At 67.7% G+C, this 2,704-nt stretch carries 4 protein-coding genes; 1 reads left to right on the top strand and 3 read right to left on the bottom strand.

Annotation, left to right across the window (positions count from 1 at the left end):
- From ACFU99_RS39350 to ftsE, 3 genes are all read right to left on the bottom strand, one after another.
- Positions 1 to 454, bottom strand: a 454-nt coding sequence (locus ACFU99_RS39350) for a PDZ domain-containing protein (protein WP_384402254.1), incomplete at its 3' end; no start/stop codon positions are given.
- A gap of 67 nt (positions 455 to 521) precedes the next feature.
- Positions 522 to 1,433 (bottom strand): permease-like cell division protein FtsX, encoded by a 912-nt coding sequence (gene ftsX, locus ACFU99_RS39345; protein ID WP_384402251.1) that lies wholly within the window; start codon positions 1,431 to 1,433, stop codon positions 522 to 524.
- 9 nt (positions 1,434 to 1,442) lie between these two features.
- Positions 1,443 to 2,132 (bottom strand): cell division ATP-binding protein FtsE, encoded by a 690-nt coding sequence (gene ftsE, locus ACFU99_RS39340; protein WP_363135510.1) that lies wholly within the window; start codon positions 2,130 to 2,132, stop codon positions 1,443 to 1,445.
- Between the two features lie 321 nt (positions 2,133 to 2,453).
- On the opposite strand from ftsE, the gene ACFU99_RS39335 reads away from it, so the two are divergent.
- Positions 2,454 to 2,648: a hypothetical protein gene (locus ACFU99_RS39335; protein ID WP_384402247.1), complete on the top strand. Its 195-nt coding sequence runs from the start codon at positions 2,454 to 2,456 to the stop codon at positions 2,646 to 2,648.
- Positions 2,649 to 2,704: the final 56 nt, after the last annotated feature.

The following is a 2,704-nucleotide window of genomic DNA, read 5'->3' as shown; positions in this document are numbered from 1 at the left end:
TGAGCCGGTCCCCGGCCCGTAGCCCGGCGCGGGCGGCGGGGCTGCCGGGCTGCACCCGGTCGGCCTCGATCCGGCCGCCCGTACCGGTGCGGACCCAGAGCCCGACGCCGACGTACCGCCCGTCGAGCGTCTGCTGGAGGCCCTCGTACTCGCGGGCGCTGTAGACGGCGGCCCACCGGTCACCGCTGCGGCTCGCCACCGCCTCGGCCGCGTCCGCGCCGGACTTGCCGTCCTCGGCGGCCGCGGCGGCGGCGTCGGCGAGCTGTTCGCGGTCGACGGACCCGGCGGCCTGCCGGGCGGACGCCGGAGCATAGGCGGTATTCCGGACGTTCTGGCTGTCATCGGCCCACGAACCGGCGGCGGCGCCCGTCGCCAGCACGCTCGCGAAGACCAATGTCAGCGCGGCCGCTCGGCGGTGGCGGTGGGGCCGGACGGGCATCGGCGGGCCGGACATGCGCGTGAGTCTAGGACACGAGAAGGCGCCGTACGGAGACTTGTCCGTACGGCGCCCTGTCCCTATGTCATACCTTGAGATACTTCCGCAGGGCCGCGAAGGCCGCGAAGGAGGGCATCAGCAGGCCGATGGCGAGCACCAGCGGCAGCTTGGCAAGCACCGCGTCCCAGCCGATGAACTGGATGACGGTGACGTGCTCCACGAGGTAGTTGTTCACCATGAAGTACTGGCCGCAGACGAGCAGCACGCACGCGAGCCCCGCGCCGAGCAGCCCCGCGAAGGCGGCCTCCATGATGAACGGCATCTGGATGTAGAAGCTGGACGCGCCGACCAGCCGCATGATGCCGGTCTCGCGGCGGCGGCTGAACGCGGAGACGCGGACCGTGTTCACGATCAGCAACAGCGCCACGATCAGCATCAGCGCCATCACGCCGATCGCCGCCGCGTTCATGGTGTTGAGGATATTGAAGAGCCCCTCCAGCGTGGACCGTTGATCCTGCACCGACTGCACACCGGGGCGATCGGCGAAGGCGCTGGTCATCACCTTGTACTTGGTGGGGTCCTTGAGCTTGATACGGAAGGATTCCTGCATCTGGTCCGCCGTCACGGACCCGGCGACCGGAGAGCCGCCGAACTGCTCCTTGTAGTGCTTGTACGCCTCGTCCGCCGTCTCGAACTGGACGTTCTCGACGAGGTCCATCTTGCCGAGGTCGGACTTGATCTGCTTCTTCTGGTCCTCGGTGGCCGCGCCTTTGGCGCAGGCGGGGTCGGAGCCCACGTCGTTCTTTCCGCAGAGGAAGATCGAGACGTTGACCTTGTCGTACCAGTAGCCCTTCATCGTACTGACCTGCTGGCGCAGGAGCAGCGAGCCGCCGAAGAGGGCGAGCGAGAGAGCGACCGAGACGATCACCGCGAAAGTCATCGTCAGATTTCGGCGGAGACCCACGCCGATCTCCGACAGGACGAACTGGGCGCGCATGGCGTCCTTTCAGTGCTGGTAGCCGTACACGCCGCGCGACTGGTCGCGTACGAGACGGCCCTTCTCTAGTTCGATGACGCGCTTGCGCATCTGGTCGACGATCTGCTGATCGTGGGTGGCCATGATCACTGTGGTCCCGGTCCGGTTGATCCGGTCCAGCAGCTTCATGATGCCCACCGAGGTCTGCGGGTCGAGGTTGCCGGTCGGCTCGTCCGCGATCAGCAGCATGGGGCGGTTGACGAACGCGCGGGCGATCGCGACGCGCTGCTGCTCACCGCCGGAGAGCTCGCCGGGCATCCGCTCCTCCTTGCCGCCGAGGCCGACCAGGTCGAGGACCTGGGGCACGCCCTTGCGGATCTCGCCGCGGGGCTTGCCGATGACCTCCAGTGCGAAGGCGACGTTCTGCCCGACCGTCTTGTTGGGGAGCAGGCGGAAGTCCTGGAAGATGGTGCCCAACTGGCGGCGCATCTGCGGAATCTTCCAGTTGGAGAGCCGGGCGAGGTCCTTGCCCAGCACGTGCACCTGGCCGTGACTGGCACGCTCCTCGCGCAGCAGCAGCCGCAGGAAAGTGGACTTGCCGGAACCCGAAGAGCCGACGAGGAAGACGAACTCGCCTTTCTCGATCTCAAGCGAGACGTCCCGCAAGGCGGGACTGTTCTGCTTCGGGTAGGACTTGGAGACGTTGTCGAATCGGATCACGAATGCACCACGCGTCGACCTGGATAGGGGTTCGGGACGCTGCGGTTGCGGCTCCCGTCGGTGTGCGTGACCATACGCGAACCACGAGCACGCGCGCAGTCGGCGTCCGTTCTTGGGGCTGTCTTGAGCCGCCCTTGGGCGTTTGGCCACGGCCTCATCGGGGACACCTCCAGACAAAATCCCATCAACATCCCATCGACATCCGATCGATTCGGCTCAGTGACCCTCGGTCGCGCCGAACGCGGCGGAAGCTGGCACAGTAGTGGTAGGGGGAACGACTGGGCGACCCCGCTCGTTGGACGTACCGGAGGAGGAAATCGCATGACATGCGACCGACTGGTGTGCGCCAACTGCGCGGCCCCCGTCAGCGAGGGCCGCTGCCCCGTCTGCCGGGCGAGCCGGGAGCGCCTCCAGCAGCAGGACGGCCTCTTCGCCGCCCTGACCCCGGCCACGCTCATCGCGCTGCTGGTGGCACTCATAGCCGTGGCTTTGCTGGCCCACGGCTTCGCCGCGTAGCCGCGCGCCGGGGCGCACGCACACAGACGCGCGAGGGGCCTGGAACGCTCGATGAG

It is taken from the genome of Streptomyces sp. NPDC057654 (assembly GCF_042800135.1).
Classification (GTDB): Bacteria; Actinomycetota; Actinomycetes; order Streptomycetales; family Streptomycetaceae; genus Streptomyces.
The sequence above is the reverse complement of the archived record's forward strand: the minus strand, read 5'-3'. Positions and strand labels throughout refer to the sequence as shown.